11 protein-coding genes are annotated in these 11,577 nt (G+C 49.7%); all 11 read left to right on the plus strand.

Annotated elements, in window-relative coordinates; all coding sequences use genetic code 11:
* Positions 1-23: 23 nt before the first annotated feature.
* The 11 genes from DXA87_RS07315 (at position 24) to DXA87_RS07365 (ending at position 11,424) form a co-directional block, all read left to right on the plus strand.
* Positions 24-1,580, plus strand: coding sequence for an ABC transporter ATP-binding protein (locus tag DXA87_RS07315; protein ID WP_117470506.1), 1,557 nt, complete (start codon positions 24-26; stop codon positions 1,578-1,580).
* A complete protein-coding gene (locus tag DXA87_RS07320) occupies positions 1,573-2,619 on the plus strand; it encodes an ABC transporter permease (RefSeq protein WP_117503706.1) in 1,047 nt (348 codons plus the stop codon). The genes DXA87_RS07315 and DXA87_RS07320 overlap by 8 nt, the downstream gene beginning before the upstream one ends.
* A 3-nt stretch (positions 2,620-2,622) precedes the next feature.
* Positions 2,623-3,573 (plus strand): ABC transporter permease, encoded by a 951-nt coding sequence (locus DXA87_RS07325; RefSeq protein WP_117483801.1) that lies wholly within the window; start codon positions 2,623-2,625, stop codon positions 3,571-3,573.
* A gap of 256 nt (positions 3,574-3,829) precedes the next feature.
* Positions 3,830-4,780, plus strand: coding sequence for an adenosine deaminase (add, locus tag DXA87_RS07330; protein WP_117503707.1), 951 nt, complete (start codon positions 3,830-3,832; stop codon positions 4,778-4,780).
* A gap of 377 nt (positions 4,781-5,157) precedes the next feature.
* The gene (locus tag DXA87_RS07335) at positions 5,158-5,895 is read left to right on the plus strand and encodes an IclR family transcriptional regulator (RefSeq protein ID WP_117503708.1); all 738 of its coding nucleotides are present in this window, start codon (positions 5,158-5,160) and stop codon (positions 5,893-5,895) included.
* Positions 5,896-5,912: 17 nt separating this feature from the next.
* Positions 5,913-6,659, plus strand: a complete 747-nt coding sequence (locus DXA87_RS07340) for an ABC transporter ATP-binding protein (protein WP_015552253.1) — start codon at positions 5,913-5,915, stop codon at positions 6,657-6,659.
* The gene (locus DXA87_RS07345) at positions 6,656-7,438 is read left to right on the plus strand and encodes an ABC transporter permease (RefSeq protein ID WP_015552254.1); all 783 of its coding nucleotides are present in this window, start codon (positions 6,656-6,658) and stop codon (positions 7,436-7,438) included. The genes DXA87_RS07340 and DXA87_RS07345 overlap by 4 nt, the downstream gene beginning before the upstream one ends.
* A 64-nt stretch (positions 7,439-7,502) precedes the next feature.
* The gene (locus tag DXA87_RS07350; RefSeq protein WP_117503709.1) at positions 7,503-8,300 is read left to right on the plus strand and encodes a nucleoside phosphorylase; all 798 of its coding nucleotides are present in this window, start codon (positions 7,503-7,505) and stop codon (positions 8,298-8,300) included.
* 157 nt (positions 8,301-8,457) lie between these two features.
* The gene (locus DXA87_RS07355; protein ID WP_117503710.1) at positions 8,458-9,555 is read left to right on the plus strand and encodes an ABC transporter substrate-binding protein; all 1,098 of its coding nucleotides are present in this window, start codon (positions 8,458-8,460) and stop codon (positions 9,553-9,555) included.
* Between the two features lie 43 nt (positions 9,556-9,598).
* The gene (locus DXA87_RS07360; RefSeq protein WP_117503711.1) at positions 9,599-10,378 is read left to right on the plus strand and encodes an ABC transporter permease; all 780 of its coding nucleotides are present in this window, start codon (positions 9,599-9,601) and stop codon (positions 10,376-10,378) included.
* A 290-nt stretch (positions 10,379-10,668) separates the two neighbouring features.
* The gene (locus tag DXA87_RS07365) at positions 10,669-11,424 is read left to right on the plus strand and encodes an exodeoxyribonuclease III (RefSeq protein ID WP_117503738.1); all 756 of its coding nucleotides are present in this window, start codon (positions 10,669-10,671) and stop codon (positions 11,422-11,424) included.
* Positions 11,425-11,577 lie beyond the last annotated feature (153 nt).

An 11,577-nucleotide genomic window follows, 5' to 3' on the forward strand; every position in this document is an offset into this window, starting at 1 on the left:
AGATGCCTTACTTGGAGGAAACAATGGAGCAGGAGATCATTTTAGAGGCCCGGAACATCACAAAAGTTTATCCGGGCGGCGTTGTGGCAAACCATAATGTCAATCTGCAGATCAAAAAGGGTGAGATCCATGCCCTCGTCGGCGAAAACGGCGCGGGAAAATCTACCTTAATGAAGATGCTGTTTGGCATGCTGGCACCGACGGAGGGCCAGATCTTCGTGGATGGAAAAGAGGTACATTTCTCATCATCCAGCGACGCGATCGCGGCCGGACTCGGCATGGTACACCAGCATTTCATGCAGGTTCCGTCCATGACCGTTGCGGAGAACCTGATTCTCGGCGCAGAGACAGGAACTGCATTTAAGGTAGACCGGAAAGAGGCGGTGCGGATCACTACGGAGCTTTCCGACAAATACAATCTGAAGGTAGAGGCGAAGGAAAAGGTCGAGGACATTTCTCTTGCCATGCGTCAGAAACTTGAGATCTTAAAGGCACTCTACCGGGGTGCCCATATTCTGATCCTGGACGAGCCGACAGCCGTGCTGACACCACAGGAAACAGAAGAATTATTTGAACAGTTAAAACTTTTAAGAGAAAACGGCCACACGATCATCTTTATCTCCCACAAATTAAACGAAGTCAAGGCACTCTGCAACCGTATGACGATCCTCCGGGACGGAAAGACCATGGGAACCTACGAGATCTCGGATCTCGACGAGCATGAGATCTCTCGCCTGATGGTAGGCCGTGATGTCAGCCTGGACATTGAAAAGGAAGAGATGGAGCCGGGAAAGACCGTATTCTCTGTGAAAGATATGGTCTATGTGGACCAGTTCGGAAAGACGAGACTGGATCATGTCTCCTTCTCTATCAGAGAAGGTCAGATATTAGGAATCGCAGGAATCGACGGAAACGGACAGTCGGAGCTTGTCGAGGCCATCGTCGGGACCTTAAAACAGCAGCAGGGAACGATTACAATGAATGGAAAGGACATCTCCAACGCCCCGGTGCTCGCACGCCAGGAAGCGGGAATCTCCCACGTTTCCGAGGACCGTATGAAATTCGGCACGGCTCCGAAGCTTTCCCTGGAGGACAACGCGATCTCCAAGGTCTACTATACCGACAAATTAAAGACCCACGGACTCCTGGACAGCAAAAAGATCAGCGAGTTTACGAACCGGATCTTAAAAGAGTTCCTTGTAAAATTCGATAACTCCAAGCAGTCCATCGCGGAGCTCTCCGGCGGTAATGTCCAGAAAGTCGTTGTGGGACGTGAGTTCGATTATGAACCGGATCTTCTGATTATGAACCAGCCGACCAGAGGTATCGATGTCGGAGCCATCGAGTTTATCCGTAAGAAGATCGTGGACATGAGAAGCAGAAAGAAAGCGATCTTGCTTGTATCCGCGGACTTAAGCGAGATTCTTTCCTTAAGTGATACGATCCTTGTCATGCATGAGGGCCGCATCGTCGGTCATATCTCCGATGTGAAAAATACGTCAGAGAATGAGCTCGGTCTTTATATGCTGGGTGTAAAAGAAGATTCCAAGGAGCAGATCGGAGGTGCTTACTGTGAATAAAAAATTTACGATCGTAAGACTTCTCTGTGCGTTTGCCATTGCCATCGCTTTGTCGGTAGCGGTGATCTTCGCAGTCAGTGAGGAGCCGGTGACCGCGATCTATAACCTGTTTTTAGGACCGCTGCAGTCCAAACGTCACTTTTTTGAAGTGTTTGCCAGCAGCGTACCGTTGATCTTTACGGGACTTGCCCTGGGACTTGTATTCAAGTCCGGCAACTTCTCCATGATTGCGGACGCATGTCTCTACACGGGCGCTGTTGTGACAGCGGCTCTCGCCATCAAGACATCCCTGCCGTTCGCAGTACACCCGATCGTGATCATGATCGCGGCTGCGGCTGTGGGTGGGCTGATCGGAAGTATCCCGGCGCTCTTAAAGGTGTATTTCCACACGAATGAGCTGGTAACTTCCTTAATGTTCAACTACGTGTTCTTTTACCTTGGGATCTACAACGTGACAAAGTTCCTTGCTGACCGTGAGGCGGGAACCTTTGCGTCGAAGAAATATCAGGCAACAGCATCTCTCGGAAAGCTGATCTCCGGAACGAACTTCCATGTGGGATATCTCATCGCCATTGCAGCGGTGATCCTGTTATATATTCTTGTATACAAGACGAAGTTTGGTTATGAGGTCCGCATCTCAGGAAGCAATCCGGAGTTCGCAAAGTATTCCGGAATCCGTACCAGCCGTGTCATCATCATGACCCAGGTCATTGCGGGTGCCGTTGCGGGTCTTGGCGGCGCAGTCGAGCAGATGGGAATGTACCAGCGTTTCAACTGGCAGGATTCCCCGTCCTATGCGTGGGATGGTGTTATCATCGCGATCCTGTCCGGCAATAATCCGAAGATGGTACCGTTCGCGGCATTTTTCCTTGCGTATATCCGTGTCGGCGCAGACTTAATGTCGAGACGTTCCGACGTCCAGAACGAGCTGGTTTCCATTATCCAGGCAGTTCTGATCCTGTTTGTGACGGCCGAGCGGTTCATGGCAGGCTGGAAACAGCGCGAGGAAGCGAAAAAAGCACTGAAAGGGGAGGCGTAACAGATGGGAATCTTACAGGAAATTTTAAAAACATTGAGTCTCCCGGAGTTCTATTTCGCAATGTTTCGAAGCGCGACACCGGTGCTTTTAACGACACTGGGGGCTATGATCTCCTCGAGGTCCGGAACCAGCAACATCGCCCTTGAGGGAACGATGCTGATCTCCGCCTTTGTTGGCGTTGTCGTCAGTGCATTTTCCCAGAGCGCATGGGTTGGATTTTTGGGCGCGGTGCTTGCAGGCTTTATCGTCAGCAACATCCTCGCCTACTTTATCCTGAAATTAAACTCCAACGCGGTCATCTCAGGTATCGCGTTAAACACCTTCGCCTCCGGCGGAACGATCTTTGTCCTGTACCTGATCACAGGCGAAAAGGGTGCGTCCACATCCCTGCCGTCCTTAAAGCTCCCGAGTGTGACGATCCCGGTAGTCAAGGATATTCCGGTGATCGGTGCGGTGCTCTCCGGACATCATGTCCTGACCTACGCGGCGCTGATCCTGGTGGCAGTTGTGTGGTACATGTTTAAGTATACAAGACTCGGCATGCATATCCGTGCCGTCGGTGAGTCCCCGGATGCGGCGGAATCCGTCGGAATTCCGGTAAAAAAGATCAAGTACATCGCCCTCTGCTTAAGCGGAATGATGACAGGCATGGCAGGCGCGTTCCTGTCCATGGGATATGTGGGACTCTTCTCCTCCGGTATGACAGCGGGGCGTGGTTACATCGCTCTGGCAACTCAGGCCATCGCGGCGGGAAATGCCGTGATCGGCATGCTGGCATCTCTGTTATTCGGATTCTGCCAGAGTCTTGCGAACTATCTCCAGAACTCTTCGATCCCGCTGCAGTTTATCCAGATGATGCCGTATCTGATCATTATTATTGCGTATACGGTTTACTGCGCGATGGTGGAGCACAATAAGAAGAAAAAACAGATGAAGGCGGCGGCCGGGAAATAAATTTGCTATTACTCACCACCTAAAGAGGTGGGAGTCTTCTCGACTGAGATAAAAAACGGCAGCAGAGTGCGGTCGGAAAGAATTGATGCAAGCAGCTCCTGACATAGGGGCTGCTTTGTAGTAAATTAGAAGATCTGTGCAGTGATTGTGCTGACTGTACGAAAACACAACATAGAAGACACAATATAGAAGACACAATATAGAAGACACAATATAGAAGACACTGAATAGTTTAGAAGGGAGAATATTGTCAGATATGAGCCATATCGTAGAACTTCACTTACATCTGGACGGATCGCTTCGCCCGGAGACCGTCTGGGAGCTTGCAAAAGAGCAGGGCGTGGAGCTTCCGGCAAAGAGTGCGGAGGAAGTAAAATATATGATGGAAGTACCGGAGGACTGTAAGACTCTGGAAGAATACTTAGAGCGCTTCGATCTTCCGTTACTCGTCTTACAGAAGGCGGATGCCATCGAGCGTGTGACCTTTGAACTGGTGGAGGATCTTGCGAAGGAGGGCGTGGAGTATGCGGAGCTTCGATTTGCGCCGCAGTTTTCCATCAAAGACGGACTGACTCAGGATGAGGTTGTCGAGGCAGCCATCCGCGGAGCAGAACGCGGCATGAAGATGTATCCACAGATTCGTGTGGGTCTGATTCTCTGCTGTATGCGTGGAGCGGACAATGAGGAGCTGAACATGCAGACAGTAGAAACTGCGAAGAAATATCTTGGGGATGTGGTCTGCGCGGTGGACATCGCAGGCGCGGAAGGCCTGTTCCCGACTGAGAATTTCGCCCCGGTATTCGCGAAGGCCCGTGAGTACGGTGTTCCGATGACGCTCCATGCCGGGGAGGCGGCTGGTCCGGACAGTATGAAGACGGCGCTGTCCTTCGGAACAAAGAGGATCGGACATGGCGTTGCGGCCATCAATGATCCGGAGCTGATAAAGAGACTCATCGACGAGAATGTGACTCTTGAGGTCTGCGTTACCAGCAATTACCACACAAAGGTAGTTCCGGCGATCAGGATGCACCCGATCCACAAGCTTCTTGAGGCAGGTGTCCATGTGACCGTAAATTCCGACAACCGCACCTGTTCGAGAACCACACTTCAGAAAGAGAAGGAAGTGCTGAAGGAGGAACTTGGTTTCACCGACGAGGAGATCGAGAAGATGCAGGAATATGCGTGGGAAGCACGTTTTTTAAAATAACAGGATATCGGAGCGAAAAGCATATAACAATCCGGCATCAAAGAATCATAAGAAGGAAACGTGTGAATGTAAGGGGGCAGAGTATTGCCTCCTTTTTCCATGCCGCGGAATGACAAAAACCTGATTTTCCGCTGGATGGAACATGTTTCCGTGAAATTATACGAAAAAAAATAGGGGAATTGTAGCATATGCCAAAACTCCGGCTCGATGTAGCAAAAGCTTTGCATTGAAGATTGGATAATGCTAAAATGAAATTGTAATATTTCGATAAACGGAACAGTATTCCGCTACGCGGAATAGCATAGAAACGATAACTCATTGACATAAGCCAGCCACGGATCCTGTGGCTGCGCACATTACAGAAATTGGAGGAGACTATGCAATTGATCGACCGGGCATTGAATGCCCTGGAAATACTGAGCCAAAATATGAATGGAATGTCGGTGACGGATCTGGCGGAGCAGCTTGGGATCCCGGCAAGCTCCACTCACAGGATCCTTTCAAGCTTAAAGGGAAATCATTTTGTCGTTCAGGACGAACATACGAAAAAATATCGTCTTGGATATAAGATCTGCGCAATCGCTACCGGGGTCGTAAAGGGAAGTGCGCTGACGCAGGCGGCACAGATGCCTATGCGGAGACTGGCGGAAAAGATCGACCGGAATGTGGTCCTCTGCATCATGGAGCATGGAGCAGTGATGAATGTGGCATGCAGCGAACGCGGCGATTCCAATATGTATATGGTTAAGATCGGACATGAGATCCCGTTCTATTCCACGTCGGCTGGCCGTGTTTTTATGGCTTACATGAACTGGAGCGAGGCATTGGATATTCTTGATCGTGAGAAACGCACGAAAACGACGCCGAATACGAAAACGGATCTGAAGGAGCTGAATGAAGAGCTGGACCGCATTCATAATCAGGGGTATGCGGTCATTGACGAGGAATTACAGATGGGGATCATCGGCGCAGCGTGCCCGGTATTTGACAGAAACGGAGAGCTGGCGGCTGCGATCGCGTTTACGTCCATGAAGGATGGGGATACGGAAAAAATGTTCCAGAGGATCTGTCAGCTTAAGGAATGTGCGAAAGAAATTTCCGAGGCAATCCGATAGAAAAAAGGAGATTTGTTATGAGCGAGTATAGTGTAGAGTTAAAGGGCTTAAATAAGGTGTACAGTAACCTGCTAAAAGAGGATACGATCGCACTGAAGGATATCAACCTCCAGATCCGTCCGGGGGAGTTTATTTCCATCATCGGCCCGTCCGGCTGTGGAAAATCGACACTTTTGCGGATCATTGGAAACCTTGATAAACCGACCTCCGGTACGATCGAGTATCGCGACGGGGCAGACCAGCAGATGGGATTCGTATTTCAGGATTCCGTTCTTCTCCCGTGGAAAAATGTGAGACAGAATGCAGAATTTCCGTTAGTGATCCAGAAAAAGCAGACGAAAGAGAATGAGGAGAAGCTTGACGAGCTCCTGGAACTTGCAGGGCTTTCGGAGTTTAAGACTGCGCTTCCGAGAGAGCTTTCCGGCGGTATGAAACAGCGTGTGTCCATCGTCCGGGCGCTTTCCTATGACGCTCCGTTACTTCTGATGGATGAGCCCTTCGGAGCTTTGGATGCCCTGACCCGTGACCACTTAAATGAGGAGCTTTTAAAGATCTGGCAGAAGACGAAAAAGACGGTTATTTTCGTTACCCACAGCATCGAGGAAGCCACCTTCCTGTCGGACCGCGTTCTCGTCATGTCGGCGAGACCGGGAAGAGTCAAGGAGATGGTGGAGATCGATCTGCCGCGTCCAAGGGGAGAGGCAACGAGAAATGATCCGAAGTTCACGGAATACAATAAGTATCTGAGGGGGATCATCGGATGAAAAAGAACGGAAAACTTCAGGGACTCCTGAGAACCATCGGGGAATACGCGCTTTCCGTCGGCGTGTTTATCGCGCTCTGGTGGATCTACGTTGCGGTAAAGCATGTCCCGGCGTACATCCTGCCGTCTCCGCCGAAGGTCTGGAGCAGCCTTGTCAAAATGTTTGTAAAAGGAACTGTATACGCACATCTCTGGACGACGACTTATGAGGTCATTCTCGGATTTGTGATCGGCGCCTTTTTAGGAATTGTTCTGGGATATGTGTTTATCAAGATCGATGCCTTAAAAACGATGCTGATGCCGTACCTGATCTTCCTTCAGACGGCACCGAAGATCGCACTTGTCCCGTTATTCGTCGTATGGTTCGGAATCGGACTCGTATCAAAGGTTGTTTTGATCATATCCATGGTCCTGTTCCCGGTATTGTCGGGAATGATGCTGGGTCTGGAATCGATCCCGCCGGATGTCAGAAACCTGATGAAGATCTTAAAAGCGTCAAAATGGCAGGTGTTTTCACAGGTTGAAATGCAGTATTCATTACCGGCGCTGTTTGCAAGTCTGAAGGTCGGTATCGTTCAGGCAGTCATCGGTGCGATCGTTGCCGAATGGATGTCCGGAAAACAGGGTCTCGGATATATCCTGACTTACGCGTCATCGACCTATGACACCCCGATGCTGCTCGCGGGCATCATCGTCACGATCATTCTGGGAATCGCGACGTATCAGGTGATCAGTGTGCTGGAGGATAAGTTCCTGTACTGGCACGAATCGAAAAATTAGTGCTCAGCCCGCCGCTTCTGACAAAAATGCGGTGTGCTGAATGAGAGAAAGATTTTGGGAGGAAATGAGTGTGAATTTTACATCGGCTTCATCACCGACGATGAATGGAAAAATGCCGCATATCCAGTGTACGGCTGAGGAGATCGGAGAGATCGTACTGCTTCCGGGTGATCCGGGACGCGTTGCCATGTTTGAGGGTCTTTTAGAGGATTATAAGATCGTCAGCAACTACCGGGAATATGTGGTTGGAACCGGATATTACAACGGAATCAAAGTTACAGTGTGCTCGACTGGAATCGGTGGTCCGTCAACGGAGATCGCTGTGCTCCAGCTGATCGCTCTCGGCGCGAAAGCTCTGATCCGCATCGGCGGGACCGGCGTGCTGAAAGAAGATGTACCGTGCGGGGCGATGGTCTTGAACACGGGTGCTGTCCGGAAAGGCGGTGCTTCCTGCTTCTACGCTCCGTCTGAGTATCCGGCATTAGCCTCATTTGAAGTGCTGGATTGCTTAAAGCGCGCGTGTGAGGAGAGAAAGAACGAATATTCCATGGGAATCTGTATGTCGGTCGGTTCCTTCTATCACGGACAGGGACGTCAGATGCCGTTTGAGACAGGATATGATGAAAATGCTGTTCTGGAACAGTATGAAAAATGGAACATTCTGAACATGGAGATGGAGGCGGAGACGATCTTTACGCTGGCATCGTTAAACAATGTTCTTTCCGGAAGTATCTGTGCAGTACACTGCAACCGGATCACGGACCAGTGGCTGGTGGATTTTGAACCGGCCCAGAAGGAGATGTGCAGAACGGCTCTTGCCGCGGGAGAAAAGCTTTATAAGGAATATCTGAACAGAAAGTAACGGATTGTAAGGCCTGCGGGCCCGCCCGCTGACCGCGATCAAATAAAATATAGATAATGACCCGGCCAAAAATGGCGAGGGAAGTTATAGATGCCGGAAATGCAGTTCCGGTAAGACAAAGAATCAATGTATTTATGAAAAGGAGAAGGAGAGTACCATGAAGAAAAAAATTCTTGCAACCGTACTGACAGCGGCAATGGCAGTGTCCATGCTCGCAGGATGCAGCTCTGAGAGCGCAGGCAAAGCAAGCGAAGCAGCAGCAACGACCGCAGAGGCAACGACAGCCGCAGAGGAGACAAAGGCTGAGGAGACAACGGCGGCAGAAGCAAAGGACACAGGCGATTTAAAGACGGTTTCCATTCAGATCGATGGTTCCGCAGTTCCGTATTACGCACCGTTATACCTTGCGCAGGAGAACGGATATTTTGCGGAAGAGGGACTGAATGTTGAATTCTATTATGCAGCAGCAGCCGATATCGTAAAGAACGTTGCAGCAGGAAATGTTGAGTTCGGTTTCCCGAACGCAGATGCAGTTGTAGCGGCAAAGGCACAGGGTATCCCGGTTAAAGTTGTTCATACAACCTATCAGGAAGGCCTCGGCGCGATCATCTTCGGAAGCGATTCCGGAATCAGCACACCGGCTGACTTAAAGGGTAAAAAAGTAGCAGTTACAAGCCTTGGAAGCGCAAACTACTTCCAGCTCCAGGCAGCTATGGAGTCTGCAGGCCTTACAATCGACGATGTACAGGTTGAGATCGTTGGTACAGGCGCAATTCTGACAGCACTCACAGAGGGTCAGGTTGACGCGATCGTGTTCTCCAAACTCAGAACCATCGAGTTAAACAACTCCGGTTACGCGGCAAGCGAGATCACATGCGACCAGTTCCTTCCGTCCTTCGGCAACGTATTAGTTGCAGGCGACAAGTTAGTAGCAGAGGATCCGGAGACTGTTGACGGATTCTGCCGCGCGTTAAACAAAGCGATCGAGTACATCATCGACGGTCACGTTGAGGAAGCTGTTGATATGTCCATCGAGAAATATGCACCGACCTTCGCTGAGAAGAGAGATGTTGTTGTCCAGATCTTAAACGATGTATTCGTAAAGACCTTATGGCAGAGCGATTACACGAAGGAAAACGGAATCGGCGCGTCAAACCCGGAGAAGTGGCAGGCACTGATCGATGAGTCCAAGGAGATTGGCAATATCGACGAGACCTTCGATGCATCTGAACTCCTTTACACACCGGCAAAATAAAGAATTTTCCCCGCTTCGGACGGGAAGAGCTATGAGGTGAGAGATGTTTTACAGAAAATATAGAAAAACCATTCTTCCGGCACTGTTTCTGCCGCTGTTTCTGATCGTGTGGGAACTGTATATCCGGATCTTTCATGTACCGAACTACCTGCTTCCCGGTCCGGCAGAGCTGGCGAACTCGATGGTAAAGCTGTTTGTGAGCGGTGATGTGATGAAACATATCCGCGTCACAATGGAAGAGATCCTGGTGGGAACGGCGATCGGTATCGTGATCGGACTGGTTCTCGGCTATATTATGGCGAAGATCCGCTTTATTGAGCGTCTGATCATGCCGTTCGTCATCATTATCCAGACAGCCCCGAAGATTTCTCTGGCACCGCTGTTCATTTTGTGGATGGGTCTTGGAATCGAATCCAAGGCGGCGTTAGTTATTCTGGTCGTATCGTTCCCGATCATGATCAATGAGGTATCGGCGATCCGCTCCATAGAGGATAATGTATATAATCTGATGAAGGTGTTAAAGGCCAGCAAATGGCAGACCTTCTGTAAGATCGAGGTTCCGTATTCGATCGAGATGATGTTATCCGGAATTAAGCTTGCCCTAACGCAGGCGATGACAGGCGCGGTCATCGGTGAAATGATCGGAGCGAAAGCAGGTCTTGGATATCTGCTTACGCTGGGCAGTGAGACATACGATATCAAGATGATCCTGAATGCGGTCATTCTTTTAAGTGTGATCGGTCTGGCGCTTTACCTGATCTCGGAGCTGATCGAGAGGAAGGCGCTTTACTGGAAAGTGATCGATAAGAGTGTGGTAGGCTGAAAATAGACAGGTCCTCATATGGCGGTATGCTGTGTGGGGACCTGTTTTTTTATGTAACAGGAAATTCTGAGGAGTTTTGTCGCAAGCGACCGCGCGAGGCGCGAGAATGTGCCAAGGCACATTCTTTTTATACTATGTGGAATTATTTTTTTGATGGTAAAACATTAGGAATAATGTTATACTGAATCTATATGCGGGCCACACATTTTCTGAATGTTTCGACATTTATCGAAGAAAATCCGGAGCAGTCCGGTGGCCGAGAAAGTGCGATAGAAACGGAGAAGCTGTCTATGAAAAAAATGATTTCCTGGAATGTAAACGGGCTTCGTGCCTGCCTGGGAAAAGGATTTTTAGAATATGTGAAGGAATCGGATGTAGATATTTTCTGTATTCAGGAAAGCAAGTGTCAGGAAGGGCAGGTAGAGCTGGAGCTTCCGGGATATCACCAGTACTGGAATTACGCGGAGAAAAAGGGATATTCCGGAACGGCGATGTTCACAAAGGAAGAGCCGATCGCGGTGACCTATGGTCTTGGGATTGAGGAGCATGACCATGAAGGCCGGGTGATCACGGCGGAATTCCCGGAGTATTATGTGGTCACCTGCTATACCCCGAATTCCCAGGACGGCTTAAAGCGCCTCGATTACCGGATGCAGTGGGAGGACGCATTCCGGGCGTACTTAAAGGAACTGGAGACGAAGAAACCGGTAATTTTCTGCGGTGATCTGAACGTGGCACATCAGGAGATCGACTTAAAGAATCCGAAGACGAACCGGAAGAATGCAGGCTTCTCTGATGAGGAAAGAGCGAAATTTACGGAGCTTTTAGAGGCAGGATTTGTTGATACGTTCCGATATTTTTACCCGGATCAGGAAGGGATATACTCCTGGTGGTCTTACCGGTTCTCGGCAAGAGCGAAGAATGCGGGGTGGCGGATCGACTACTTCTGTGTCTCAGAAAGTCTGAAGGACAGGCTTGTGGACGCGAAGATCCATACGGAAGTGATGGGAAGCGATCATTGTCCGGTGGAGCTGGATATTCAATAGAATAGATTTGGTACAGTACCTGACTCAAGGTATAGCGGTATGTAGCGATAAAAGCTGTGTACAAGTATCTGCGAAAGAATACGCAATTTACAGATTAAAGAATTTTGTGCAGATATTGAAAAACGTAAATGAAGGTAAAAAGTTTTGATTGAG

The sequence above is a fragment of the Desulfotomaculum sp. OF05-3 genome, assembly GCF_003435535.1.
GTDB lineage: Bacteria > Bacillota > Clostridia > Lachnospirales > Lachnospiraceae > Pilosibacter > Pilosibacter fragilis.

Excerpts from the sequence above, each read along its gene's own strand:
- DXA87_RS07345 (WP_015552254.1), top strand. The coding sequence starts at position 6,656 with ATGAAAAAGAACGGAAAACTTCAGGGACTCCTGAGAACCATCGGGGAA.
- DXA87_RS07355 (WP_117503710.1), top strand. The coding sequence starts at position 8,458 with ATGAAGAAAAAAATTCTTGCAACCGTACTGACAGCGGCAATGGCAGTG.
- DXA87_RS07350 (WP_117503709.1), top strand. The coding sequence starts at position 7,503 with ATGAGTGTGAATTTTACATCGGCTTCATCACCGACGATGAATGGAAAA.
- DXA87_RS07335 (WP_117503708.1), top strand. The coding sequence starts at position 5,158 with ATGCAATTGATCGACCGGGCATTGAATGCCCTGGAAATACTGAGCCAA.
- DXA87_RS07315 (WP_117470506.1), top strand. The coding sequence starts at position 24 with ATGGAGCAGGAGATCATTTTAGAGGCCCGGAACATCACAAAAGTTTAT.
- DXA87_RS07340 (WP_015552253.1), top strand. The coding sequence starts at position 5,913 with ATGAGCGAGTATAGTGTAGAGTTAAAGGGCTTAAATAAGGTGTACAGT.
- DXA87_RS07360 (WP_117503711.1), top strand. The coding sequence starts at position 9,599 with ATGTTTTACAGAAAATATAGAAAAACCATTCTTCCGGCACTGTTTCTG.
- add (WP_117503707.1), top strand. The coding sequence starts at position 3,830 with ATGAGCCATATCGTAGAACTTCACTTACATCTGGACGGATCGCTTCGC.
- DXA87_RS07365 (WP_117503738.1), top strand. The coding sequence starts at position 10,669 with ATGAAAAAAATGATTTCCTGGAATGTAAACGGGCTTCGTGCCTGCCTG.
- DXA87_RS07325 (WP_117483801.1), top strand. The coding sequence starts at position 2,623 with ATGGGAATCTTACAGGAAATTTTAAAAACATTGAGTCTCCCGGAGTTC.